General features: G+C 42.6%; 25 protein-coding genes. 11 read left to right on the plus strand and 14 right to left on the minus strand.

The features are described 5' to 3' along the window. Positions 1 to 91 precede the first annotated feature (91 nt). Positions 92 to 442 (minus strand): hypothetical protein, encoded by a 351-nt coding sequence (locus AC504W_RS08440; protein ID WP_096575179.1) that lies wholly within the window; start codon positions 440 to 442, stop codon positions 92 to 94. Positions 443 to 674: 232 nt separating this feature from the next. Between AC504W_RS08440 and clpS the strand changes: the two genes are divergently transcribed. Together clpS and AC504W_RS08450 are read left to right on the plus strand one after the other, a co-directional pair. Beyond that, positions 675 to 956: an ATP-dependent Clp protease adapter ClpS gene (clpS, locus tag AC504W_RS08445; protein ID WP_096575181.1), complete on the plus strand. Its 282-nt coding sequence runs from the start codon at positions 675 to 677 to the stop codon at positions 954 to 956. Between the two features lie 176 nt (positions 957 to 1,132). Next, a complete protein-coding gene (locus tag AC504W_RS08450; RefSeq protein WP_494877326.1) occupies positions 1,133 to 1,957 on the plus strand; it encodes a CPBP family intramembrane glutamic endopeptidase in 825 nt (274 codons plus the stop codon). 131 nt (positions 1,958 to 2,088) lie between these two features. On the opposite strand, the gene AC504W_RS08455 is transcribed toward AC504W_RS08450, so the two are convergent. The 4 genes from AC504W_RS08455 to AC504W_RS08470 all read right to left on the minus strand — a co-directional run bounded on the left by AC504W_RS08455 (position 2,089) and on the right by AC504W_RS08470 (position 6,238). Beyond that, on the minus strand, positions 2,089 to 2,382 hold the full coding sequence (locus tag AC504W_RS08455) for a hypothetical protein (protein WP_494877327.1): 294 nt from the start codon (positions 2,380 to 2,382) through the stop codon (positions 2,089 to 2,091). Between the two features lie 113 nt (positions 2,383 to 2,495). Continuing rightward, positions 2,496 to 3,134: a pentapeptide repeat-containing protein gene (locus AC504W_RS08460; protein WP_494877328.1), complete on the minus strand. Its 639-nt coding sequence runs from the start codon at positions 3,132 to 3,134 to the stop codon at positions 2,496 to 2,498. Further along, entirely contained in the window at positions 3,131 to 4,528 is a 1,398-nt protein-coding gene (locus tag AC504W_RS08465; RefSeq protein ID WP_494877329.1) for a DICT sensory domain-containing protein, read from the minus strand. The genes AC504W_RS08460 and AC504W_RS08465 overlap by 4 nt, the downstream gene beginning before the upstream one ends. A gap of 117 nt (positions 4,529 to 4,645) precedes the next feature. Continuing rightward, on the minus strand, positions 4,646 to 6,238 hold the full coding sequence (locus tag AC504W_RS08470; RefSeq protein WP_494877330.1) for a photosystem II high light acclimation radical SAM protein: 1,593 nt from the start codon (positions 6,236 to 6,238) through the stop codon (positions 4,646 to 4,648). A gap of 570 nt (positions 6,239 to 6,808) precedes the next feature. Between AC504W_RS08470 and AC504W_RS08475 the strand changes: the two genes are divergently transcribed. The 5 genes from AC504W_RS08475 to AC504W_RS08495 all read left to right on the plus strand — a co-directional run bounded on the left by AC504W_RS08475 (position 6,809) and on the right by AC504W_RS08495 (position 9,750). Continuing rightward, the gene (locus AC504W_RS08475) at positions 6,809 to 7,186 is read left to right on the plus strand and encodes a DUF1830 domain-containing protein (RefSeq protein ID WP_494877331.1); all 378 of its coding nucleotides are present in this window, start codon (positions 6,809 to 6,811) and stop codon (positions 7,184 to 7,186) included. A gap of 147 nt (positions 7,187 to 7,333) precedes the next feature. After that, positions 7,334 to 7,795, plus strand: a complete 462-nt coding sequence (locus AC504W_RS08480; protein WP_494877332.1) for a DUF4079 domain-containing protein — start codon at positions 7,334 to 7,336, stop codon at positions 7,793 to 7,795. A 24-nt stretch (positions 7,796 to 7,819) separates the two neighbouring features. After that, positions 7,820 to 8,188 carry a DUF8617 domain-containing protein gene (locus AC504W_RS08485; protein ID WP_494877334.1) on the plus strand — a complete coding sequence of 123 codons (369 nt, stop codon included), beginning with the start codon at positions 7,820 to 7,822 and terminating at the stop codon, positions 8,186 to 8,188. A 72-nt stretch (positions 8,189 to 8,260) separates the two neighbouring features. Next, the gene (locus AC504W_RS08490; protein ID WP_494877335.1) at positions 8,261 to 8,818 is read left to right on the plus strand and encodes a hypothetical protein; all 558 of its coding nucleotides are present in this window, start codon (positions 8,261 to 8,263) and stop codon (positions 8,816 to 8,818) included. Positions 8,819 to 8,979: 161 nt separating this feature from the next. Next, on the plus strand, positions 8,980 to 9,750 hold the full coding sequence (locus tag AC504W_RS08495) for an ABC transporter ATP-binding protein (protein ID WP_494877336.1): 771 nt from the start codon (positions 8,980 to 8,982) through the stop codon (positions 9,748 to 9,750). A gap of 46 nt (positions 9,751 to 9,796) precedes the next feature. Here the strand turns inward: AC504W_RS08495 and AC504W_RS08500 are convergent, their stop codons facing one another. Then, positions 9,797 to 10,564, minus strand: a complete 768-nt coding sequence (locus AC504W_RS08500; RefSeq protein WP_062296855.1) for a response regulator transcription factor — start codon at positions 10,562 to 10,564, stop codon at positions 9,797 to 9,799. Between the two features lie 563 nt (positions 10,565 to 11,127). Here AC504W_RS08500 and AC504W_RS08505 point away from each other — a divergent pair. After that, complete coding sequence (locus AC504W_RS08505) at positions 11,128 to 11,376, plus strand: DUF6761 family protein (RefSeq protein WP_096575202.1); 249 nt, start codon at positions 11,128 to 11,130, stop codon at positions 11,374 to 11,376. Between the two features lie 374 nt (positions 11,377 to 11,750). On the opposite strand, the gene grxD is transcribed toward AC504W_RS08505, so the two are convergent. From grxD to AC504W_RS08520, 3 genes are all read right to left on the minus strand, one after another. Beyond that, complete coding sequence (gene grxD, locus AC504W_RS08510; protein WP_494877338.1) at positions 11,751 to 12,074, minus strand: Grx4 family monothiol glutaredoxin; 324 nt, start codon at positions 12,072 to 12,074, stop codon at positions 11,751 to 11,753. A gap of 96 nt (positions 12,075 to 12,170) precedes the next feature. Next, the gene (locus AC504W_RS08515) at positions 12,171 to 12,407 is read right to left on the minus strand and encodes a BolA family protein (protein WP_096575206.1); all 237 of its coding nucleotides are present in this window, start codon (positions 12,405 to 12,407) and stop codon (positions 12,171 to 12,173) included. Between the two features lie 102 nt (positions 12,408 to 12,509). Further along, a complete protein-coding gene (locus AC504W_RS08520; RefSeq protein WP_494877339.1) occupies positions 12,510 to 13,103 on the minus strand; it encodes a hypothetical protein in 594 nt (197 codons plus the stop codon). A 172-nt stretch (positions 13,104 to 13,275) separates the two neighbouring features. Here AC504W_RS08520 and AC504W_RS08525 point away from each other — a divergent pair, with 172 nt between their 5' ends. After that, positions 13,276 to 15,378, plus strand: coding sequence for a S8 family serine peptidase (locus AC504W_RS08525; RefSeq protein WP_494877340.1), 2,103 nt, complete (start codon positions 13,276 to 13,278; stop codon positions 15,376 to 15,378). Between the two features lie 66 nt (positions 15,379 to 15,444). On the opposite strand, the gene AC504W_RS08530 is transcribed toward AC504W_RS08525, so the two are convergent. Next, a complete protein-coding gene (locus tag AC504W_RS08530; RefSeq protein WP_494877342.1) occupies positions 15,445 to 16,215 on the minus strand; it encodes a lysophospholipid acyltransferase family protein in 771 nt (256 codons plus the stop codon). Between the two features lie 70 nt (positions 16,216 to 16,285). Then, entirely contained in the window at positions 16,286 to 16,813 is a 528-nt protein-coding gene (gene tadA, locus AC504W_RS08535) for a tRNA adenosine(34) deaminase TadA (RefSeq protein WP_494877343.1), read from the minus strand. Between the two features lie 365 nt (positions 16,814 to 17,178). Between tadA and AC504W_RS08540 the strand changes: the two genes are divergently transcribed. Next, entirely contained in the window at positions 17,179 to 17,691 is a 513-nt protein-coding gene (locus tag AC504W_RS08540) for a hypothetical protein (RefSeq protein ID WP_494877344.1), read from the plus strand. On the opposite strand, the gene tkt is transcribed toward AC504W_RS08540, so the two are convergent. Beyond that, entirely contained in the window at positions 17,688 to 19,700 is a 2,013-nt protein-coding gene (gene tkt, locus AC504W_RS08545; protein ID WP_494877346.1) for a transketolase, read from the minus strand. The genes AC504W_RS08540 and tkt overlap by 4 nt on opposite strands. 117 nt (positions 19,701 to 19,817) lie before the next feature. On the opposite strand from tkt, the gene AC504W_RS08550 reads away from it, so the two are divergent. Next, on the plus strand, positions 19,818 to 20,009 hold the full coding sequence (locus AC504W_RS08550) for a hypothetical protein (protein ID WP_096575218.1): 192 nt from the start codon (positions 19,818 to 19,820) through the stop codon (positions 20,007 to 20,009). 30 nt (positions 20,010 to 20,039) lie between these two features. Here the strand turns inward: AC504W_RS08550 and fabF are convergent, their stop codons facing one another. Then, positions 20,040 to 21,287 (minus strand): beta-ketoacyl-ACP synthase II, encoded by a 1,248-nt coding sequence (gene fabF / locus AC504W_RS08555; RefSeq protein ID WP_494877347.1) that lies wholly within the window; start codon positions 21,285 to 21,287, stop codon positions 20,040 to 20,042. A 151-nt stretch (positions 21,288 to 21,438) separates the two neighbouring features. Further along, on the minus strand, positions 21,439 to 21,690 hold the full coding sequence (locus AC504W_RS08560; RefSeq protein ID WP_096575222.1) for an acyl carrier protein: 252 nt from the start codon (positions 21,688 to 21,690) through the stop codon (positions 21,439 to 21,441). Positions 21,691 to 21,848: the final 158 nt, after the last annotated feature.

Consider the following 21,848-nt stretch of genomic DNA (forward strand, 5'->3'; position numbering starts at 1 on the left):
CTTTGCTCAAGTCGGCAGAGCCGCCCACGCAAGTGTCCTCCTCTGTGAGGTAAAATCATCTCAAAATTATTCAACACGGAACTATCAAATTTCAGACTTCGGACTTTCTACCTTGCCACATCTGCTGAATAAACTGATGGAGTTGCTGTTTAGCAATTAAGTCTGGTTCGCCTTTTGGTTCTTTGACTAAAACCTGACTCAACAGAGTAATTACTTCTGTGTCTAAAGCAGGGCGAAATAATTGGATAGGCCAAAGCAAATCAGATGCGTCTCGCAAGTCTGTAATTAATGGTGGTTCTTGAGTATGGTTTGCCAGCAGTAAAGGACGTACCCAACACAACTGACGAGACACGACAACTTCAATCACTTCCGCATACAAATTTTTGTCCCCATACTCTAAAGACACAATTTGTCCTGGTTGAAATTCTGGGCGTGTATCCATAATTATGTAGCTAAAGCCGTGGCGAAGATAATTGTGTACCTTTTCTCATTTTAATTGCGAGAATACTCTATCATTCACATAGACGCTATGTGGGCTGTCTTGAGAACAAACCTTTAGCGAAGAGAGAGTTTAGAATTTAATGTTATAAAATAAGTGAATAACTGTTAAGCTGTTAAGCGATCGCCAATAGGCATTCCGTTGTAGTAAATTATCGAAACAAGAGCAAAGAGCCGTGTCAGTCGAAACCATTGAGAAGAGTTCCACATCCCGCAAGCTCGCCCCTCGATATCGCGTTTTGCTCCACAACGACGACTACAACTCGATGGAGTACGTGGTGCAGACGCTATTAACCACCGTGCCGAGTCTTACTCAGCCCCAAGCTGTGAGCATCATGATGGAAGCCCATACTAACGGGTTAGCTTTAGTCATTACCTGCGCTCTAGAACACGCTGAATTTTACTGTGAAACATTGAAAACTCACGGTTTATCCAGCAGTATTGAACCTGATGAATAGTCATTTGTCATTTGTCATTGGTCATTTGTATTGTGCCTAACACTAAAACTGGCTACAAAAACAAAGCCCGTCTCCGCAGGTTAAAAAGATTAGATTTAAAATGAGTCCGCGCAGGCGGATTTTGTTTGTATAGCCGCGATTTCTAATCGCCCAGCTTGGTATTTTAACTAATTAGTATGAAAAACAACCTTGTTCGTTTAGCTCAACGCCCTGCCCCTATTCGGTTGAGTTGTTTTATTTTAATGCTGTTGCTGCTATGGTTGCCTTTTGCTGCCCCAATTTACTTACTAGTACGTGATGCTAACTTAGTAAGTATTTTGACAATGGTTTTGCTGTATGCAGAATTTATTTTACTTTTGAAGTTGTGGGGTAAGTATGTCTACCAGCAACCAAAGATATTGCAGCATTATGGCTTAGACACCACGCGACACAACAGGATAGATTTGCTGCGGGGCTTGGCTATAGGCTTAACTAATATTTGGATACTTTTTGGCATAGAAAGTCTTTTAGGTTGGTTGGTATGGCAACAGCCGAAAGTTTTCTTATTAAAAATAGTTATAGAAGGTTTAGTTGTTGGCTTGGCTGTAGGATTTGCCGAGGAGTTATTATTTCGCGGTTGGTTGCTTGATGAACTAGAACGCGACTATAACAAGCATGTTGCACTATGGACTGATGCTGTTGTCTTTGCTACCTTACATTTTATTAAACCATTAGAGGCAATTATTCAAACTCTGCCGCAGTTCCCAGCTTTAGTAGTTTTAGGGTTAACGCAGGTATGGGCAAAGCGTTGGCGTAGGGGACGTTTAGGTTTACCAATTGGTTTACATGGTGGTTTAGTTGGCGGCTACTACATTATTAATGTTGGTGGATTGGTTCAATATACTGGTGTAGTGCCTGATTGGATTACGGGAGTATATCAAAATCCTTTGATGGGTTTGATGGGATTATTTTTGATGAGTATTTTGGCGGTATGGATGAGCATGCGAACAGTAAAAAATTAAGATTACTGATTAGTTACCGGAAAAATTCGTATAAAAAAGCACAGTAATTTTAAAAATTTACATAAACATACAAAGAGGCTTCTTTTGCAGAAGACATATAGAAGAAGCCTCTCTCAGTAAACTCTAATTTTTTAAGAAAGCGTCAGGTAAGACATTTCTACTGTACTCATCCTGTTTAGCCTTAATACATCAACTATTTGGCTTACATTGAAGCTATCATCTGCAAATTTTTCTGCTGATGCTTCAATTATTTTTATTTTTGTAGCTTGTTTTTGACTGTTTACTTCTATTATTTCTGCTTTAAATATAAAATGCGCGTTTAGAGGAATAAAACATTTAACAGCTATTTGCTCCCTTACGGCAAGTTGTTCAATTTGGAAGATAAGAGGTTGCATTGAATGCTCCTGTTGGTAGTTGTTTACCATAGAAGCCTACTCATAAATTCACAGAACCTGAATAGTTCCTCTAAAGCTGCTGGAACAATCAAGACAGAAAGTATAAGGATTCTTCTAGAACTTCAGAATCGAACTTTTAGCCATTACAAACCCTTCTCAATTACAGTACCCACCAAACAAGCTTTATCTAATTTAACTCCGCTTAAATTTGCTCCTTCTAACTCGGCACACAGTAAGTTAGCGCCTGTCAAATTTGACCCCGCTAAATTCGCCCCCCGTAAGTCAGCTTCTTCAAGATTCGCCTCACTCAACAGCGTTCCTTGCAAATCAGCACGGCTTAAGTCTGCGCCTTTGAGATTTGCGCCACTCAAGTTAGCACCACGTAAGTCAGCACCACGCAAGTCAACGCCTTGTAAGTTAACGTTCATCAAATTCGCACCACTCAAAAAAGCACCGGCTAAAGATACATCACTTAGGGTTGCGCCCATCAAATTTGCGCCACGTAGATTGCTACCACGCAAATCAGCACTGGTTAAGTCGGCTTGCATCAAATTAGCTCCCATGAGGTTCGCCCGCAAGTCAGTTTCTTGCAGGTTCGCCCCCATTAAATTGGCTCCTTCTAAATGCCCACCTTCCAGCTTGGAACCACTAAAATTAGTACCAACAAGGGTTGCACCTGCAAAATTAATCCGGCTTAAATCGAGTTTACAAAGTTCCTCGTCTTCTAAATTTACCCCTGGTAGTTGTTTAAGGGTTCCTGATTTAATGGCTTCTATATTCATTGGGGGTAACTACCAATCTCCTCACTACTTTTGCTATGGCTATCCCAGCGAGTATCTAGTAACCACATACCGTTGCTGGCTTTGGTTGTCATCACAGGCAAATCGAGTCCTTGTTGCAAACCCATAACTAACAAAGTTAAGGCATCTATTAGTTTAGGGTCAAAGCGGGTTGATTGTTGCTGCCGGCATTGTTCTAAAGCTTGAGCAAATATTTCTTCTCGACTTTGATTAGATGATTGAATTTGATTAACTCGCCATTGAAATTCCGCAACCAAGGCTAAGATTCTCGATTCTAAGGGAATTTCATCTCCAGCTAAACCTGCTGGTTCTCCTGTCCCATCCCACCACTCGGTTTGGTGAGTGATAAGTTGAGCCACTGCCCGTAGCCTGGGCATAGTTCGCAATACCTGTGCGCCTGGTACTAAAGGACAAGTTAAAGGACAACTAGGGGCTTGTTCTGTGTAACGGGCGGATGTCCCCGGAGTAAGAACGCTTTCGGCTTTTTGTAGCGGATCTATGCGGTGTAATAAAGCTGCCAGCCGCAATCTTTTTATTTGCCAAGCCGGTAGTTCTACCAACTGTGCCATTGCTTCGGAAAGGGCGACGACTTCCGCAGCTGCCATTGGGTTTTTGATATCGGCAAAATCTATCAACTGCGCCATCCGCAAAAATGCTTGGATTTCGTTAGAAACCAAGTTACGATCTAAAGCTTGTTGACGCAGTGCTGTAGGAATAGATAAGTTTTCTTGACCTGTTTGCAGGTAATCGACTACACGAGAGACAACTGTACTTAAGTCTTCTGGTGCAGCCAGACGAGACTGGATTGATTGTTGATGATCTGTGAGTTTTGCCGCTAGTTCTGGGTTGTATTGTTGAATATGAGCGATCGCTAATTGGGCTGTTTCTTTAACTAACTCCGGTTCAAATGTCCACAAACCATAGAATTTCCGTTCTAAGTCGGAATCTGGTAGCCCACCTACACCATAATCAGCTTCCGATAGTTCTTGACAAAGTACCATTGCTGTGTAATCAGGCGACAGAATAATTAAATGCCATTCCTGCGCCACTGGGTCAGATGAATCTAATGCTACTAAATCTACATTAGGCAATTGGCTGGTAGGATGTTCCGCAAAGCCCGCATCTGGTGATGCCATAATGGCAATTTCCCGGCTGCATTTAGCTATGTCTGCATATCTTTCGGCTTCTTGTAAATACCATTTACCACGCTGGAAAGCTGTAATTACAAGAGGCTGACCTTGATCGGACAAAATGTGGTCTTCTAGAGCATGACACAAAGCAACTAAAGTGTTTTTATAATACACCCCAAACCGAATTGGTCTGGTGCTATGACGATGGGCTGTTTCCAGCTGTTGTAAAATTGAACCTTCTAACATGGGCTTGGAGTTTTATAAGAGGCTAGAGGCTAGAGGCTAGGGACTAGAACTTAAGAGTAAAGAATTATTCAGCAATGTTAATTTCTCAGTTCCTAACCTCTTCTATTACGGTGTCTTCTATGATACGCCTGTTAATTGTTTTTCCTTGATATCGATTGGTGCAGAGAGTGCAGCTTCTAAATCGGCACAACCTAACCTTTCTTCTAAAATCTTCATAACTTCTCGTCCGAAGTCATTGGGATTTTGTCGCCAAGCTTGTAAGCAGACTTCGCCAAAGAAAGAACCCAGAGGTTCGGGGTTCCACAGCAGTTTTTTAGCTGTCCACGGCATCAAGCTCATAGGATTGTACCCTGGTTTGAGAATACCTTCTTGAAAGGCATATTCTTCTAAATGGGTATGGGGTTGCAGTCCAATAAAGAAGATAGCGGGTTCGACTTTATCCGCACCAAATATTTTTTCTAGTTCGCGGTGGTAGGCGATGGTTTGGCGAATAGTTTCTGGACGTTCGTCAATGACATTAAAGGAGTAATTGACAGAAACTAAATCATTAAACCCGGCTGCTTTCAAATCACGACAGTTTTGCAAAACAGTCCGCAAGTTATACCCCATCCGCATTTTGCGTACAAGTTCTTGAGAACCACTGGTAATACCGATTTCAAAGTAGTTCATCCCGGTTTTTGCCATCAAGTCGCACAATTCGGGTGTTAAATTGTCGGCTCTGATGTATGCTGCCCAATGAATATCTGTCATCCCAGAATCAACGATCGCCTGTAATAGTTCTATGGCATCATTAATAAATTTCCGGGCTGGAATAAATTGAGCATCGGTAAACCAAAAGTTCCGCACGCCGCGATTATATAATTGCCGAATTTCCGCTACAACTTCCTCGGCGGGATTTATCCGTACTTGTTTACCTTCAACAACGGTGTAAACACAGTAGCAGCAATTATGGGGACAACCACGCTTGGTTTGTACGCCTATATAAAAGTCTTGGTCTTGCAGATAATAGTTAAACTCTGGCCAGACACTCTCAATATAGTCGTAGTTACAAGCGGTTTTTTGCAGTGGGGTAGGTTGTTCGTGAATCAGGCGTTGGCGTGGTTTACTTTCTCCCACCACATAGCAGCGTTCATCACTAATTTCTCTTCCACTTAGTAGTTTTTCTAGTAGAGTTTCGCCTTCACCTACAGAAATAACTGTTCCTGAAGGTAAGCTTTTACCCAACTGTTCGTAAAATACGCTAACTGCACCACCCCCAACAACTGCACGCGCATCAGTGTTGTATCTTTGGGCGCGTTTTAAACCGCGTTTGATTAATCCCAAATTACGCCACAATTCTACATAGTAGGCAATAAAGATGCGTAAACCACCCAATGCACCACGTAGTTTAATCAGCGGATTTTTGGCGTAATAAAATTCAAAGGCGTTTTGCAGTGGGTTTCCGCCACGTCCACCGACTGGCGCATAAATCTGAATATCCCGCCAAGAGAATACTAGTAGTGTGGGTTTAAATTCATCGATACAGCTATCTAAAGCCGCAGCATAGTCTAAAGGTGGGACTGTTCCCAAATCGAAAATCCGCTGTTCGATATTCGGGAAGAGCTTGTGGACATGATCACAAAGATAAACTACCCCAATGGGAAAGATGGGGTTACAAGGAAGGCGAACGTAGAGAATGCGATTTTCGATCATCGGTGTTTTAACCTCCATCTTGCCATTCTTTAAAGAAAGCGAGACATACTGTTAACAGAGAAATCTGGTTTTGGCTAGTCTTATCATTTATGAAAATCCAGTTTGACATTTAAGCAATTTTGTGATTTGAATTTTTTCCGGTTGGGAATGACGGAAATAGCTAAATTTGCTAGACATCAAGCAGGAGAGATTGTTTTATGAATAAATAGTTCATATATCTTTACCATAACATTGAGTTTAATCATTAAGCGATGATCCCTTGCTATCTCATAGGGCATAGAAGCGAACACAAACTCATGACAATAAAAATACACGCTAGAGGAAGATGTCCCATCCTCTATTGATAGCTAATTAACATCTGAGACAAATTTGTTACCAAAGAAAACAATTAAAAATTTTACTTAATAGTGTATAATTTTTTTTAAAATGGATTTATTTTATAAATTTTTCATAACTTGAACATATCTTTAGATAGAAATAACGTAGAAATTTTCAGTTGGTAGTCGGAGTTACAGCAACTGGGGATCAGCCGATGTTAGTCTGGGCTGGTGTAATATACAATGTTTGGCGTAAAGCTCCTCGGCAGTTATGGCTCAAATACTAGATTCTCTACCACCTGAGCAATCGGGGAAAATTCTCTGCTGCTACATTAATGCCACAAGCAAAATCCAGGTAGCGCGCATTTCTAACATCTCTAACTGGTACTTTGAAAGGGTTGTATTTCCTGGGCAGCGCCTCGTTTTTGAAGCCCCACTAGAAGCTCATATGGAGATTCATACGGGGATGATGGCCAGTGCAATTTTATCGGATACAATTCCGTGCGATCGCCTGGCGATTCATGAACCAAGCAGTAGTGACTTTAATACCGACTCAGTTACTCTCGACCCTATCAGTAGAAAACCCATAGTCCAATCAATTAATACCAAAAGGGGAGATACCACAAAACCTTTAACAATTGCTGGTTAATCATTGCTTGATTAAAATAAAAAATTTGATCAAAAAAAATTTAAGGTTGCTGATATCAGCAACCTTTTCTATTGTTATGGAGGGTTGTCATCAGTCATTTGTCCTTTGTCAAAAGGATTTAATTTCAAATTTCACACTTCATACTTTATGCACCTACCCTCTTTTATCTGGCTATGGAAAATCGCCGCTTGGTCGATGGGATTATCGCTGTTAGCGTATGTCATGTTAGCTTTTACTGGTATATGGATGTGGCAATCTCGAACTTCCCAGACTTTGCCTAGCTTTCCAGGATTCCCTGTGAGTCGTGGGGGAGTGCGATCGCTCCACTATACAATGGGCATTAGTATGGTGAGTCTAGTATTATTGTTATTGGCGATCGGTATTATCGGCACATTAGGCCACTTTGGTTCTTTAGGACATTCATCACACCTAAGTGCTGGGCTAATAGTAGTATTTTTAGTTTTGCTCTCTGCTGTCAGTGCAACTCAAATTAGCCCCAGAAGACCTTGGATAAGAACTTTACACATCACTATAAATATTATTCTTTTCGCTGCCTTTGCTTGGGTATCCTGGACTGGCTGGACTGTGGTACAGAAGTATTTACCATAGAGCCGTTTGAGATTAGAAATTGATATGCCTAAAATTAAATGTTTGTGTGGTGAACTAATTAATTTATCTCCAATTCCAAATGGGCAGAGTTTTCATCTGATTTGGGAGCCATTGATTGAAAAGCTTGCTGATAATTTAGTTACTGCACATCAGCAAGCTCAGTCAGATGAAGATTTTGAACAACAAGTCTACGAACTTTTACTTTCAATAAAACCAAAGCCAAAGTTTCAGGAAGCTTACGAGTGTTTTAATTGTAAATGCTTGGTTATCTTTGCTCGTGCTTCTGATAGTGTGCCTGCATTCTGGTATCAGCAAGAACGTGCAAACACAGATGCAGACTCATTACGTTCCTTAGTTGATGAAACAATAGATAATCAGGCTGATGGGATTTAATAACCCATCAGCTAAAACTTTTTGTCTAAGTCCCGTTAGGATAAAACTGAAAGCACCTATCTTCATGGAACCGTGACAGCCAACTCAGCTAATACCTCTACAACTATATTTCGCCTATCTCCGTTGATTCGGATTACCCTGTTGAGTTTATATGTAGCACTCACAGTACCATTACCATTTTTAGCCGCAGCAACCGCAGCACCTACCCCACCTTCACTACTTTGGGTAGGAATTTGTCTCGGCTTTGTCGGACTATATGCGGTGTTGACTGAAAGAGTAATGGTCAACGACCAAGAAATTCAAGTAACTTACCCTGTTTGGGTTTTGCGTTTCTTTCGTAAAGGTTGGACTTTACCTTGGTCAGAAGTTAAAGAATTAAAACCCCGTTCTACAGGTCAAGGGGGACTGGTTTATTATTTTCTTAGCAAAGATGGTAAAGCGTATTTATTACCGATGCGTGTGGCTGGTTTTGCGCGGTTAGTAAACATCGTCCAAGCCAAAACTGGCATAGACACCACAGATGTCCGTCCCTTAGCACAGCCGTGGATGTATGCAATTCTATTTGGATTTACATTACTACTGCTGTTAGTCGATGCTTGGACTATTAATACAGCTTTGACACTATCTTAAACTCAAATCTCACGCCAAAGCCCAAAGGCACTCTCACGCGGCAGTCGCTACTCTGCGAGAAGCCGCGCAAAGCGCGTCTACAAATCGGCAGAGCCGCCCAACACACTGCCTTGCCTCTGCGCCTCTGCGTGAGCATTAAAAAAACTATATATTTCTAGACTGTGGATAATTTTACTGGACAAGCCCAACTCAGGCTTGAGCAAGTTAATCTATTTAGCAAACTAAAAAGCAATCACCAAGGATACCCAATCTTACAGAATATTTCCTTTCAGGTAGTCCCTGGTGAAAGAATTGCTATTGTCGGCGTAACTGGTGCTGGCAAAACCTCATTAATACGCCTGATAAACCGCTTAAATGAACCTACCAGCGGCAAAATCTATCTGGAAAATCAAGAGTATCACCAAATTCCTGCTGTCCAACTACGCCAAATGGTGACACTGGTGTTGCAAGAGTCAAAGCTACTAGGGATGACAGTCCAGCAGACCCTAGAATATCCTTTAGTTTTGCGTGGGATGCCCGAACAGACAATTCAGCAACGAATTAGTCATTGGCTGGAACAATTGCAAATTCCTGATGATTGGTTGGGAAGGACGGAGGTACAACTTTCGGCTGGACAAAAGCAATTAATTGCGATCGCTCGCGCTTTAATTATCCAACCTAAAATCCTACTATTAGACGAGCCAACATCCGCCTTGGATGCGGGTAAAGCCTCTCATCTGATGCAAATCTTCATTCAACTAGCCAAAACCCAACAAACTACAATTTTGATGGTCAATCACCAGTTAGACTTAGCCCAGATGTTTTGTACAAGGCTGCTACACCTGCACCAAGGACAGTTGTTAGCAGACCAACCCGCCTCAGAGGTCAACTTAGCAAGTTTACAAGCAAGTTTAATCCAAGCAGAAACCCAAGCCGCAGAAGAATGGATTTAAAAACTTCTGATTTGATAAATCACCCTAAACGCAACACTCAATATCATCACCGTTGAGTAGTAAGTGTTGGACGTTGATTACTAAACCGTTCTTTTGCTAACTTTGTTTGCGATTGTGGAAGATTAGCATTCAAAATTTCCATGTTAAATCGGTATCCCACATTCCGAATAGTTTGAATCAAACTAGGTTGGCGGGGATCAAGTTCTACTTTTTTGCGTAGCGACAAAACATGAGTGTCAATTGTGCGCGGGTTATCAATTGCATCTGGCCAAGCACGACGCAGCAATTCTGACCGAGACAAAGGAACTCCGCCAGCTTGCGCCAATACATACAGCAAACTAAATTCCTGGGGCGTTAAATCAATAAACTCCCCTTGGAACCGGACGCGACGCTGCACTAAATCAATTTGCAAAGTGCCATAGTCCAGGTATGCTGGTGCAGTGGGCGTACGCTTACGGCGAATTAACGCCTCAACCCTAGCCAAAAATTCTTGCATTCCAAAAGGTTTGCTGAGATAATCATCGGCCCCCGCCTTCAGACCTGCGACAACATCCGCTTCATTGCTACGTGCAGACAGCATTAAGATTAAAGGCTGTTGTTGACGATGCAACCAACGGCAAAACTCGATACCATCTCCATCAGGCAGATCCGCATCTAGAATAACTAGAGTAGGTTGATGGGTTAAAAACACTTCCCTTGCTTGATAAATGCTGGCAGCTTGATTTACCCTATATTCCAATTGTTGCAAGTGCCAACCCAGCAACGACCTTAGATGGGGATTCCCCTCAACGATTTCAATACAAACCGAACCCACGGCGGTAAGACCCCTTAGCGTTGATGACTTTCAAAGTAACAAGCTCATGCTCAAGGTTTTGTAGCCTTTGCTACTTCTAATGGGAATTCGTTTGAGATTTACGCCCAGAAATGTTGGCACTATCTTCAACCTAAGCCTATTTCCAAGGTTAATTAGTAATATTCTTAAATTTTTGTTAGACTTATCAAAAGTTCTTCTTAACAATCATCTTGCTTTTAGCAAAATGTAACTTGATCAAGAACTTCTACTCAACCAAACACCCATTACTGTAATTATCGTTCAGCCTTGGCTTTAGAGTGCAGATTCAGCTTGATCAAGCTTAACCTGAGCTACCAACACCAAGTTGTTGAGAGAAGAAATCATAAGAATCAATTACTAAACAATTAATTTCCCAGTTTTCTGGAATAGGATCTAAATACGCTGTAGCTGCTGGAGGGGGCAGATCAAAGCAGATTCCTTGGCATAAGTTATATGCCAAAAACGCAAAAAAAGCGAAAGTGGCACTTCACATTTCAGCGTTAATCATTTACAATTCTCATTCCAAAGAGATCTAAACAGCAGTTATGCTTCAAGACACACAAACCATCCGCTATTACCAAAGACTCACAGACGCCTTCGTCGAGCTATGGAATCGCGGTTATCGTATGGACGATATGCGGATGTATTTGGATGGATATCTAGCCGCACTGCGACATAGCAACGCTATCGAGCCATATTTGATTCATCGTCTAGAAGAGGAAGCCAGCCGCTACTTGTACGATGGCTCAAATTTTGCGATGCCGGAACCGCAACCACAACACGATTACTACTAATGCCTTTACTCTAAACATTAAAAGTAACCGTAGATCGACGCAGATGATTATAACATATTATCTGTCTTGATCAAGTGAATAGTGGTATTCATTTTGGGAGAGATTTTTCTGGGAAAAACATCCCCTCAGACTCGTGGTAATTTTGTTAATTCTACTGAGGGGTGTTTAATATTGTGATTTGAATTAAAAAAAGCAGAAAATTTTTATTCGCTACTTACTACTAACCGTTGAGTAATTTTTCTGCTTTGGGAAGCGTAGTCCATCAAAAAAGCCCCATTACTAGGGGCTTTTTTGTAAGATTTCAGATTAGTTTTGCCTTTTGAGGGATTGAGGTCAGGAACAGTGATGTTTTGCCTTCTGGCTTCTAGAAGAGCTTATGAAGCTAGGGCAACTTCTACTAATTCCTGCAATTGACCCTTTTGATAAAGTTCAATGAGGATATCGGAACCACCGATAAATTTACCATCAATATAAACTTGAGGAATAGTCGGCCATTCGGAATATTCTTTAATTCCTTGGCGAATTTCACTATCAGCAAGAACATCAATAGTCTCGAAGGGAACACCTAAAGTATTGAGAATCTGGACAACGTTGTTAGAAAAACCACATTGAGGCATTAACTTAGTTCCCTTCATGAAAACCAAAATTTTGTTTTGTTTGACTAAGTTATCAAGTTTCTCTTGGAGTTCTGGTGTCATGGTATTTTTGTTTCCTATGTTACTGATATGAAAAAATCAATAGTTAATGCTCAACATGGCTAGTCACTATTGATTTGACAAAGTGGCTGTTGTCTTTTAAGTTTCAGGCGTAAATGTTTTAACTGCCAAGGCGTGAATTGCTTCAGTTGACATAGCTTGCCGCAACGCACCATAAACTAACTGATGTTGCTGCACCAGTCCTTTACCTGCAAACTGCGATGATACGACAGTGACTTGATAGTGGTCTCCGCCACCTGTCAAGTCTTGCACTTGTATCTGAGCATCTGGCAGTTCCGCCTTGATCATATCTTCAATCTGCTGCGGACTAATCATCGCAATTCCTGAAAAAAACTTACTTCTCTATTATTAGCAGATTAGAGAGGAAGAAGAGGCAGGGGAGCAGAGGGGCAGGGGAGAATGACCAATGACCAAGATTTATTTTTGAGAAGTTGAACCGCCGCTACCTTGTCTGGGATAGGGAGTATCAACAAAACCGAGTTCAAATAGCTGTTGATATGCTTTTTTACCTAAATCTCTTGTAGGGTTTTGACTTTTAACAATTTGAATTAATAATGGTACGGCTAATTCTGGCTGATTTTGGGCGCGATGTACCAGTGCTAATTGATAGGTAGCTTCATCTCGCTTTTGGGCTGTTAATAAAGCTTTTTGACGTTGAGAATCAGAAACTCTCAGGTCAATACCAGAAAAGCTGGAGTTTAGTTCTTGATAAAAATTAGATAGCTGATTATAAACTTGTCTTGCTTCTTGGAGTTTTTTGGCGGCTAAGGCGTAGTTTTGGGCGGAAACAGCTGCTTCTGCCTCTTTCATCAGTCGCTCCCCTCCCTCAATGCTTAAAAGGCTATTATTTTGGGAAGCAGGACGGAGATTATTGGGCGCATTGGGGTCGATGGGCTGTGCTTGTTGGCTATAAAGCTGTACCTGAGCGTTTGCAGGTGATAGCAAGCTCAAGATGGCGATGACTGAGAAGGAACTGAGGCCGATTAAAGGCGCAGTTGCAGCTATTTTCATGGATTAAACTGGTGTGACAAATATATACAAATACTACGGGAAACTTTGGGTATCTTAACTTTGTTTTCGTTTTAAATAAAACACAGCTATATACTTGGTTTCTTTGTTTTAGACTGAAAATCGGTTTAATCGAGTTCCCAGTGCCTCTGTATACGAATTACCATCGTCCCCTATGAGCGATCGCATCAATTCCTCTGATCTTCCAACCACAGGTGTACCAGCAAGCAATGTGGGAGTTATTTTGCAACGCGGTGGTGAAGAATTAGTGTTAGAAAAAGCTACAGACCGCTTCACCATCCGCCCAGCTACCGATTTTACACCTCAACAATTATCTCAGGTAAGTTGGGGCATTTGGCAGCGAAGTATTCCTCAAGCGCAACTAGAATTGTTTACGATTGCACCTAACCAATTAGACGCAGCAATGGCTCAAGCGCGTGAGGCTGCAAGTGTAGCCTTTGCCAGCCATGTTTACATAAGTAAAAGTAATCCTGGTACTTTTGTTTACTTAGGCGACCAAATCACTATTCAATTTGCCGATGGTGTAGAAGCTGCCAGAATTAATACTATAGCCAGCACATACAGTTTAATTCAAGATAAACCTGTTCCAGGTATATCTAACACTTTTGTATTTTTAGTTAGCAAACAAGCCACAGAAAACCCAATTAAAATTACTAACCAACTACAAGGACTAAAAGAAGTTTTAGCAGCTGAACCTAACATTATCATTAACAGCGAGACCCATTACAAACCTCGTGATCCACTTTATACACAACAATGGTACTTAAATCATAGTGGCGGTGAAGAATTAGTCTTAGGTTCGCATATCTCAGTGGAAAAGGCTTGGGATATCACGCGCGGTGTGCGTTCTGTAGTTTTGGCAGTGGTAGATGATTCATTTGATTTAAATCACCCTGATTTTCAAGGTTCAGGTAAAGTTGTTGCGCCTAGAGATTTAAAACAAAATGATTTTTTACCGTTACCTGATGCGAAGGAAACTAGCCACGGCACAGCCTGTGCTGGGGTAGCGGTAGCAGAAGAGAATGGTGCAGGAATTGTTGGGGTTGCCCCTGGTTGTGCATTTATGCCCATTCGTACTACTGGTTATTTAGATGATGAATCTGTTGAGCAAATTTTTGGCTGGGCAATTGACAAGGGCGCGAGTGTAATTTCTTGCAGTTGGGGAGCTTCTGCTGTTTACTTCCCATTGTCTTTGCGCCAACGAGCAGCTATTACCCGTGCCGCTACCAAAGGACGGAATGGCAAGGGCTGTGTGATTTTATTTGCGGCTGGCAATGCTAACCGTCCAATTAACGGTACTGTGGTGGAGCAGAATTGGCCAGATAAAATTTTACAAGGAAAAACAGATTGGCTCAGTGGCTTTGCGGTACATCCTGATGTGATGGCTGTTGCTGCTTCGACTAGTTTGAATAAAAAAGCTGCTTACAGTAATTGGGGAGATAGTATTGCTGTGTGTGCGCCTAGTAATAATGCGCCACCAGGAATGTCATTTCCCGCGAAGGGTTATGTATATACACAACCTGCGATCGCATCTTATCTTAGCGGGTTGGGTGTATTTACAACTGACCAAATAGGCGCAGCAGGCTACGAAAAAGGCGATTTTATTAGTAATTTTGGCGGTACTTCTAGTGCTACGCCTGTGGTGGCTGGGGTGGCGGCTTTAGTTTTATCAGCAAATCCTGATTTAACTGCTCAACAAGTTAAACGCATCTTACAAGAAACTGCTGATAAAATAGTTGACCCTAATGTTGACCCCCAATTAGGTTTAAAGGGCGGTACGTACGATGGGAATGGTCATTCCCAGTGGTTTGGCTATGGCAAAGTCAACGCGGCTAAAGCCGTCCAAGCCGCCAAGCAAATGCGAGAAACTGCATCACCTGTTAGCCAACAATTGCGGTTAAGTAATACCAACCAAGTCGGAATTCCTGATAACGATCGCCAGGGAGTTAAAAGTGCGATCGCCATTAATGAATCTATTGTCGTGAGAGATATTCAAGTGAATGTGAATGTCACTCACGATTTTTTAGGTGATTTAGAAATTTATTTAATAGCCCCGAATAATCAGCAAGTATTGTTACAGAATCGGACTTTGGGTAGAAAGACTAACTTGCAGATGAGTTATAGTGTGCGATCGCATCCAGCCCTCAAGCAGTTACTATCTTTATCTGGTCAAGGGCGCTGGCAATTGTGGTTAATAGATTATGCCCTGCAAGATATCGGCAGATTAAATAGTTGGGAATTAGTCATTGGCAATTAAATAAAGGACAAAGAAAATATGGAAATAGAAATGAAACTCTCTAAACTATTGCCTGTTCCCTGTTCATTATTGACCATTAACCATTGACCACTGACTACTAGTGACTTCTGATTCTTGATGATTTAAGTGTTGCAGTTCCTTGGCTAAGTCTTCCGTCAGACGTTTAGCATTTTGTTTGATTGAGCCATTGGTGTATTCTGCAACATTGATGGGGTTGCCAATGTTAATGTTCACATCTGTACCCCAGTTAGGATAGGGTTCGCTGTAATTGATACTCATAGGCACAATTTTGACCCCTAGTCCTGGGTGATTGGTTTCAGCACTCAAAGATAAACGGGCAATTCCTGTTTTTAAAGCATGAACCTTGCCATCACGGAAAATGCCACCTTCAGGAAAAATTACTAAAGTTTTTCTTTGCTGAAGTAAAGAAACTCCATGCCGCAAGGTAGAGATTGTTGGATGTTGGGTATCGACAGGAAACCCGCCTAAATGACGCACAAACCAGCCTTGTAGCCCTTGGCATTCGGTGATTGTCACCATGAAGCGTAAATCGGCACCAGTTATCAGAGAAGTAGCATAAGGGACAAGTAAAGCATCCCAACGCGCCCGGTGAGTAGGTGCCAGGATAATCGGCCCTGTCGTCGGAATATTGTGTTGTCCTGTGATTGTAATTCTGCCAAAGAACAAAGGTAAAACTAGATGCCGTCCCAAAGTATACGCCATCGGCCCTAACAAAGGAGAAACTTGTGAGGCTGCATCAGCCACCTGATGATTTTCTGAATTTGGTGCTATTGGCTTTGGCTTGTACGTATCTTTGGAAAAGTCGAATTTTATCATGTCGGTAGCTGCGAATTGCCCAGTACAGGGTTCTGAAAGAGTGATTAGTTAAACCGTAAATTCTCTTCTATCAATTGTGTAGTTGTGATTGGACAGTTTTTTTGCTGTCTGTGGTTTTTTGTTGAAGTCTGCGAGTTGCAAACCAAGCTTGTAAATGTTGACGGCAAGCTGATTCTAGTATGCCTGCCAAGACTTGTAGACGATGATTAGACGCAGCGCTATCGGGAATGTTAAGAACAGTCCGAATTGCGCCAGTTTTAGTATCGTCCACTCCATAGACAAGTGTTCTTAAACGCGATTGAACGATCGCACCTGCACACATCGGGCAAGGTTCTAAAGTTACATATAAGGTGCATTCATGCAATCGCCAGCTATTTAAGCTTTGAGACGCTGCTTTAATTGCGACAATTTCCGCGTGGGCTGTGGGGTCTTTGTCCCGTTCTTTGCGGTTTTCACCTTCAGCAATCAAATTTCCCTGACTATCTACGATGACAGCACCGACTGGAATTTCACCCGCTGCTCCTGCGGCTTGGGCGATTTCTAACGCCCGACTCATCCATTGACGGTGTGTCCAATATTCTGGATATTCGATTGACATATCAAATCTAGTTTGATGGTTGAATAAATGCGATCGCTTTTTGTTGGTTAAGACTTACTAATTTTAGGCGATCGTTTAAAAATCAGTATCCCCAACTTTTCAAAAAAGCTGGGTATCTAAATCTCCTACTTAAAGTAGTCAGACAAAATTCATTACATAATGTCATTGCGAATGGAGCGAAGCGGAATGTTCGCGGAGCGTTCCCGCAGCGAAGCAATCGCAGGAGGTGGAATTGCTTCGCTTCACTCGCAATGACTGTAAACATTTTTGTCCGATTACTTATACCGATTCACTTTAAGGTTGATACATTTAGGCAAGCAGAGGAGCAGAGGAGCAGAGGGGAAAGAATTTGTATCAGGATTTTAGTGAAATGGTATTACCACTCAACGCAGTCCAGTTACCAGAAGGAACAAACGCCGCTCAAAATAGCGGTTCGCTACACCCAACGCAGAAAATTTCCTGACACTTCCACCTCAAAGGCTCAACGTTTACCCTCAGAACCTCAACGTTTGAGTAAAAAGGCTCAACATTCACCTTCAGAACCTCAACGTTCAAGCAAAAAGGCTCAACATTCACCCTCAGAACCTCAACGTTCAAGCAAAAAGGCTCAACGTTTACCCTCAGAACCTCAACGTTCGAGTAAAAAGGCTCAACATTCACTCTTTAAACCTCAACGTTCGAGCAAAAAGTCTCAACATTCACCTTCAGAACTTGAACTTTTATTCTTTGAACAGCAAATGTTGGGTTGCATTGTCGCTTCACCCTCTCCCCAAGCTGGATTTTTTGTTTTTATGCGTAAGTCATATAAAAAACAAAAAAAGGGCAGGCAATTTACCCACCCTATCAAATCAAGAGAATATGTTGGCTGTTGCGATTAACCCAACAGTTGTTTAGCCTTAGCTAATACATTATCAACACTAAAGCCAAACTTCTCTAAACAAACGCCACCAGGAGCCGAAGCACCAAAGCGATCAATAGTTACAGTATCGCCTTCAGTACCAATATACTTGTGCCAGCCGAAGCTAGAAGCTGCTTCCACAGCTAAACGCTTGGTAACAGCTTTAGGTAGAACAGATTCTTTGTAAGCTGCATCTTGCGCTTCAAATAAATCCCAAGCAGGTAAGGAGACTACACGCACTTTCTTACCTTCAGCCGTGAGTTTCTCCGCAGCAGTGACAGCGAGGCTTAATTCTGAACCAGTACCAATGATGATTAGCTCTGGTGTACCCTCAGAATCTACAACAGTGTATCCACCTTTTGCGACACCCTCAATTGATGTACCTGCCAAGTTGGGGACGTTTTGCCGAGTGAATGCCAATAAAGTAGGATCATTTTGTTTTGATCTTTCAATCGCTACTTTATAAGCACCAGAGGTTTCGTTACCATCGGCGGGACGAATTACTGTCAAATTAGGAATAGCCCGCAGTGAAGCCAAAGTTTCGATTGGTTGGTGGGTGGGGCCGTCTTCACCTTGACCGATGGAGTCGTGAGTCATTACCCAAATCGACCCAGCTTGAGACAGGGCAGACAAGCGGATGGCAGCCCGCATGTAATCTGTGAAGATGAGGAAGGTAGCACCGTAGGGAATTAACCCTGAACCATGCAAGGCAATACCGTTACAGATTGCGCCCATTGCGTGTTCCCGCACACCAAAGTGGATGTTAGGGTTTTGGTATTGTCCTTTTTGGAAGTCGCCTTTGCCTTTGATTTCAGTCAAGTTAGAGTGAGTTAAGTCAGCTGAACCACCAATGAGTTCAGGCAAAACCGCAGCTATCTTGTTGAGGCAGGTTTCTGAGTGCTTACGGGTGGGTAGTCCTTTATCTTCAGGGGTGTAGGTGGGGAGTACCTTATCCCAACCGTCAGCCAGTTTGCCGCTGAGGTAACGCTCAAATTCAGCTGCTTCTTGAGGATATTTAGCTTTGTAATCAGCGAATGTCTTGTTCCATTCGGTTTCGTAGCCTGCACCGCGTTCTACTGCCTTGCGGGTATGGTTGAGAACGTCTTGAGGAACCACGAATGGCTCTTGTTCCCAACCCAAATTTTTGCGGGTTAATGCTACTTCATCTCCACCCAAAGCAGCACCGTGAATTCCCGCAGTGTTGGCTTTATTGGGAGAACCATAACCAATAGTTGTTGTCACCTTAATCATCGATGGTTTGTCGGTGACAGCTTTTGCTTCTTCAATAGCTTTATGGATGGCTTCTAAATCGGTGTTGCCATTTTCGACATGGAGAACATGCCAGCCATAAGCTTCAAAACGCTTAGAAACATCTTCTGTAAATGCCACATCTGTAGAACCATCAATGGAGATGTGGTTGTCGTCATATAAAGCAATTAGTTTACCTAATCCCAAGTGTCCAGCAAAAGAAGCTGCTTCACCAGAAACACCTTCCATGTTGCAACCATCACCTAAAATCACATAAGTATAATGGTCGACAATTTTGGCATCGGGTTTGTTGAACTTAGCTGCTAAATGAGCTTCTGCTATGGCTAAACCGACTGCATTGGCAATACCTTGTCCTAAAGGCCCGGTGGTAACTTCTACCCCAGCGGTCATGAAGTTTTCCGGGTGTCCAGGGGTTTTAGATTCCCACTGACGAAATTGCTTGATATCTTCGATGCTTACACTGTCGTAGCCTGTCAGGTAGAGCAGCGCATACTGCAACATAGAACCATGACCAGCAGACAAGACAAAGCGATCGCGGTTGAACCACTTGGGATTTTTGGGGTTATACCGCATAAAGCGATCCCATAGCACAAATGCCATTGGAGCAGCGCCCATCGGCAGCCCTGGGTGTCCCGATTTTGCCTTTTCTATAGCGTCGACAGCCAAGAAGCGGATTGAGTTAATACACAGTTCTTCGAGGGATTGGGTTGCAACAGCCATAATAAGATTGTTTTTAACGACGGGTTAGCACTCTACGAGCTTCTCATTTACCGGGGTTGTTTTAACAGTTCACAGGTCACAGTTATCAAGATAGAATTTACTACTGCTCTTAAACTGATGACTGATTGGTATTCCCCCTACAGTATCCTCATCATCCCATTCCCGATTGGCGATGGACAAGCGGGATCTCCTGAGTTTATGGTAATTAATCAAGCTGAGAATATTGGTCATGCTGAACCCTTGGTTCAGCTGGGAATGATATCTATGATACTTTTGTCTGGCGCATCTGAGGAAAAGTATGAAGTGTGAAGTCTGAATCCTACACTCAGCACTCAGCACTCAGTACTTCTTGAAGACTAGGGTGACATTATGACCACCAAAGCCAAAAGAATTAGATAGAGCCACTTCAATTGTTTGGGGGCGGCTGGTGTGAGGAACATAGTCCAAGTCACACTCAACATCAGGATTTTCGAGATTGATGGTTGGGGGAATTTGCTCGTTAGCGATCGCCAATACAGTTGCTACAGCTTCAATGCCACCAGAACCACCCAACAAGTGACCTGTCATTGATTTAGTGGAGCTAACTGCTATTTTAAAAGCATGGTCGCCCAAGGCTGTTTTGATTGCGGAGGTTTCGTTGGAGTCGTTGGCTGGAGTACTAGTACCATGAGCATTGATGTAGGTAACTTGTTCTGGGGTAACACCTGCATCTTTTAGTGCTAGTTGAATGGCTCTAGCTGCGCCTTCTCCGCCAGGAACTGGGGATGTTATGTGGTAAGCATCACAGGTCATGGCATAACCAACCATTTCCCCATAAATGCGTGCGCCACGACTGAGAGCGTGTTGCAGTTCTTCGAGAATTAAAACTCCCGCACCTTCACCCATGACAAATCCATCGCGATCGCGGTCAAAGGGACGGCAAGCATGAGCCGGATCATCATTGCGGAAAGAAAGAGCTTTACAAGCGGCAAATCCAGCTACAGATAAGGGTGTAATTGCTGCTTCACAACCCCCGCAAATCATTGCTTGGGCATAACCTCCTTGAATCAGGCGAAAAGCATCCCCGATGGCGTTGGAACCTGCGGCGCAAGCCGTCACAGTGCAGTTGTTTGGCCCTTTAGCACCAGTGTGAATTGCTGTGAGTCCAGCTGCCATGTTGGCAATCATCATCGGAATCATAAAGGGACTACAGCGATCAGGGCCACGGTTGAGGTAAATTGTTTGCTGGTCTTCTAATACCTTAATACCGCCAATCCCCGAACCAATAATTACCCCTACCTGTTCGGCATTTAGCTCATTAATGACCAAATTTGCATCAGCCAGTGCTTGCTTTGCTGCTGAAACCCCAAATTGTGAAAACCGATCCATGCGCTTAACTTCTTTGCGCTCTAGATAATTGTGTGGATCGAAGTTTTTCACTTCACCAGCAATGCGGCAATCATGGCTGGACGCATCAAAATGTGTGATGTAGTCAATGCCATTGCGACCGCTGATCAATCCCTGCCAATATTCAGCTGGTGTGTTGCCAATAGGTGTAATCGCGCCAACACCAGTGACAACAACGCGTTTACGTATATAATCTGTCATGACTCAGTTAAAGGTAGCGAGAAAGCTGCAAATTAAAGTGCTGAGTGCTGAGTGCTGAGTGCTAAGTTTTTAAGTAGGAAGACTAAGAGATAAAGATTCGCAAAATAATTCTTGACTACTCAGCACTTTCTACTCAGCACTCAGCACTTTTTTATGCGGATGCGGCAACTTGCTTGTCAATGTAGTCAACCGCATCTTGGACTGTCAAAATTTTCTCGGCGGCTTCATCAGGAATTTCAATCTCGAATTCTTCTTCAAAAGCCATAACTAGCTCGACGAGATCCAGGGAATCAGCACCTAGATCATCGATAAAATTAGATTGGGCAGTAATCTTTTCTTCGTCAACACTTAGTTGATCAGCGACGCTTTTCTTGACCTTTTCAAAAGTTTCGTTTTGGCTCATACAATAAAATTCCTTGACCAGTTGCTATTAGCCGCTCTTGATGAGTGACATGGTTTTTGAGCATATACATCTTATCGGAAAGCGCGATCGCCCGTATACTACCGAGGTGTTTTCTTCTAGAAAACTTGCTCCCTAGCCCCCTAGGTTCAGACAGAGTA

Source organism: Nostoc sp. C96 (assembly GCF_059384975.1).

What these genes read in the sequence shown, in the direction of transcription:
- AC504W_RS08440 (WP_096575179.1), bottom strand. Translation starts at nt 442, where the DNA reads ATGGATACACGCCCAGAATTTCAACCAGGACAAATTGTGTCTTTAGAG.
- AC504W_RS08450 (WP_494877326.1), top strand. Translation starts at nt 1,133, where the DNA reads ATGAAAAACAACCTTGTTCGTTTAGCTCAACGCCCTGCCCCTATTCGG.
- AC504W_RS08455 (WP_494877327.1), bottom strand. Translation starts at nt 2,382, where the DNA reads ATGGTAAACAACTACCAACAGGAGCATTCAATGCAACCTCTTATCTTC.
- AC504W_RS08460 (WP_494877328.1), bottom strand. Translation starts at nt 3,134, where the DNA reads ATGAATATAGAAGCCATTAAATCAGGAACCCTTAAACAACTACCAGGG.
- AC504W_RS08465 (WP_494877329.1), bottom strand. Translation starts at nt 4,528, where the DNA reads ATGTTAGAAGGTTCAATTTTACAACAGCTGGAAACAGCCCATCGTCAT.
- AC504W_RS08470 (WP_494877330.1), bottom strand. Translation starts at nt 6,238, where the DNA reads ATGGAGGTTAAAACACCGATGATCGAAAATCGCATTCTCTACGTTCGC.
- AC504W_RS08475 (WP_494877331.1), top strand. Translation starts at nt 6,809, where the DNA reads ATGGCTCAAATACTAGATTCTCTACCACCTGAGCAATCGGGGAAAATT.
- AC504W_RS08480 (WP_494877332.1), top strand. Translation starts at nt 7,334, where the DNA reads ATGCACCTACCCTCTTTTATCTGGCTATGGAAAATCGCCGCTTGGTCG.
- AC504W_RS08485 (WP_494877334.1), top strand. Translation starts at nt 7,820, where the DNA reads ATGCCTAAAATTAAATGTTTGTGTGGTGAACTAATTAATTTATCTCCA.
- AC504W_RS08505 (WP_096575202.1), top strand. Translation starts at nt 11,128, where the DNA reads ATGCTTCAAGACACACAAACCATCCGCTATTACCAAAGACTCACAGAC.
- grxD (WP_494877338.1), bottom strand. Translation starts at nt 12,074, where the DNA reads ATGACACCAGAACTCCAAGAGAAACTTGATAACTTAGTCAAACAAAAC.
- AC504W_RS08515 (WP_096575206.1), bottom strand. Translation starts at nt 12,407, where the DNA reads ATGATTAGTCCGCAGCAGATTGAAGATATGATCAAGGCGGAACTGCCA.
- AC504W_RS08520 (WP_494877339.1), bottom strand. Translation starts at nt 13,103, where the DNA reads ATGAAAATAGCTGCAACTGCGCCTTTAATCGGCCTCAGTTCCTTCTCA.
- AC504W_RS08525 (WP_494877340.1), top strand. Translation starts at nt 13,276, where the DNA reads ATGAGCGATCGCATCAATTCCTCTGATCTTCCAACCACAGGTGTACCA.
- AC504W_RS08530 (WP_494877342.1), bottom strand. Translation starts at nt 16,215, where the DNA reads ATGATAAAATTCGACTTTTCCAAAGATACGTACAAGCCAAAGCCAATA.
- tadA (WP_494877343.1), bottom strand. Translation starts at nt 16,813, where the DNA reads ATGTCAATCGAATATCCAGAATATTGGACACACCGTCAATGGATGAGT.
- tkt (WP_494877346.1), bottom strand. Translation starts at nt 19,700, where the DNA reads ATGGCTGTTGCAACCCAATCCCTCGAAGAACTGTGTATTAACTCAATC.
- AC504W_RS08550 (WP_096575218.1), top strand. Translation starts at nt 19,818, where the DNA reads ATGACTGATTGGTATTCCCCCTACAGTATCCTCATCATCCCATTCCCG.
- fabF (WP_494877347.1), bottom strand. Translation starts at nt 21,287, where the DNA reads ATGACAGATTATATACGTAAACGCGTTGTTGTCACTGGTGTTGGCGCG.
- AC504W_RS08560 (WP_096575222.1), bottom strand. Translation starts at nt 21,690, where the DNA reads ATGAGCCAAAACGAAACTTTTGAAAAGGTCAAGAAAAGCGTCGCTGAT.